Annotated in this window: 1 protein-coding gene; it reads right to left on the bottom strand. The window is 40.2% G+C overall.

Going from position 1 to position 1,264, the window contains the following annotated elements:
• Positions 1 to 16: 16 nt before the first annotated feature.
• Positions 17 to 1,264: sulfatase-like hydrolase/transferase (locus tag KL866_RS05115; RefSeq protein WP_214993821.1), on the bottom strand; the 1,248-nt coding region annotated here is incomplete at its 5' end.

Genomic DNA, 1,264 nt, shown 5'->3' with positions numbered 1-1,264 from the left:
CCGATTCAAACGACAATCATAATAGACAGCTAATCTCTTTAGTTGATTCTATCGATAAAGATCTATCGTGAGCGCCTGGAGCAAAGTCTGATGTAAACGAAACGTTTTCCTTAGTCCAGTCAATTTCCAGCCTCCCATCTCCCAAAAATATATCTTGAGTTTTTTCGCGTAGCCTTTTAACGATGGCACTGTATTCAGGTTCATAAGCAACATTTCGACGTTCATTGGGGTCACATGACAAGTCATACAAAGCCATTTCAACGTCGCTAGCTGATGCATTGATAGCCCACCTTATATCCTCTCCTGGCTTATGGGTTTCACCTGGCTTTCCAAGCTTAGGTCGCACTTTCATAGAGAAGCCAAATCTGTTAGTTCTTAAATAAGCGCGGTCGCCTATAATTTGATTGAGCTCTCCAAGCACATAATCTCTTTTTAACTTAGGCTTTTTAATAACTTCTGCTAAATCGAAACCGTCTAAGTGGTCAAGGCTACTATCAATCTCTGCACCTGCGGCGGAAAGTATAGTTGGTGAAATATCTACGTATTCGATGAAATCGTTATATACAGTATTACGCGGAAATGCTTCACCGCGAGAATCTACCACTACCATTGCACCATGATTAGACTTGTCCCAAGGACCAAACTTCGCTGAAATGCCTTGCTCTCCAAGATGCCAACCATGATCTCCAACCGTTAAGATTATCAAGTAAGGTCGCCCCGTCTTCTCGTTATATGCTTTGAATTTCTCTATCGCTTCTCCGATTAAAGCATCTCCATATGCAGTAAAAGCGTAATAATCTCTTATAGTTTTAAGCTTTTCCTCTTTCGTCATACCATCAGTTTTCATATTTTTATACAGCTTTACTAATTGTGGAGGTAAACGTTCTAATTCAGTTTGAGAAAACTCAGGAATTTTATAGTGCTTAGACTTAAAACGGTCACGGAATGATTTCGGCGGTAAAACAGGAGTGTGAGGAAAGCCAAAGCTTAAACTAAGCATCACAGGCTTTTTAGGATCAGGCCCTTTTATTTCATCACCTAACACCGACGTATAAGTTGTATTGGGGTTACCTAAATACTTTGTAAAAGCTTTTAGTATAAAGCCATCCAGCGTTTCACCCGCCGGCTTCGGGCTCTGACCGGCTAAAATTAACGACTTTGAATTACGAGTGTAAGAGCGAACAATATCAAGTTCTTTGTCTACAGGATTAGAGGAAGAGTTATTCACCCCATTCTTGTTTAACAGAAATGATTTTTTACTCCC

It is taken from the genome of Alteromonas sp. ALT199 (assembly GCF_018619335.1).
In the GTDB taxonomy this organism is placed as follows: Bacteria; Pseudomonadota; Gammaproteobacteria; order Enterobacterales; family Alteromonadaceae; genus Alteromonas.
This window is presented reverse-complemented; position numbering and strand designations above follow the sequence as displayed.